Annotated in this window: 1 protein-coding gene; it reads left to right on the top strand. The window is 40.9% G+C overall.

Annotation, left to right across the window (positions count from 1 at the left end):
* On the top strand, nucleotides 1–538 hold a 538-nt coding region (locus DCC39_RS18940; protein ID WP_133243523.1), incomplete at both ends, for a transposase.

The following is a 538-nucleotide window of genomic DNA, read 5'->3' as shown; positions in this document are numbered from 1 at the left end:
ACAAGACGTATTTCCTTAATCAAGTCTTTTTAAAGTTCAGTGGATTACGGCAAGATAATCCATTTTCAAATATGTTTGGGGCAACGTGTTTAGCCATTATACAAGAACTCGAACCAGAACAGATTGCCCAAATGTCCATAGAAGAGCTCATTGAATTTCTTCAAGAGAAAGGGAAAAACCGTTTTGAAAATCCCGAGGAAATCGCAAAATATCTTCAAAAGATCGCCCGTGCTTCTTATCGGTTAAACAAGGCAATGGCTGATCCAGTCAATATTTCCTTATCTGTTACGCTTAGCGTAATCAAGCATATGGAGTCTGAAGTGAAGCGCTTAGATAAAGAAATTGCCAAGTTGATGAAAGGAACCCCCAATACACTCATTTCCATTAAAGGAGTGGGACCGGTATTCGCCGCTGGGTTAATCGCCGAAATCGGTGACATCAAGCGTTTTAAGAATCATCATGCATTAGCCAAATATGCAGGACTGGTCTGGAATCAGAACCAATCCGGCGAATTTGAAGCCGAAGAAACCAAGCGAAT

This window comes from Pueribacillus theae (genome assembly GCF_003097615.1).
Lineage (GTDB): Bacteria > Bacillota > Bacilli > Bacillales > UBA6769 > Pueribacillus > Pueribacillus theae.
This window is presented reverse-complemented; position numbering and strand designations above follow the sequence as displayed.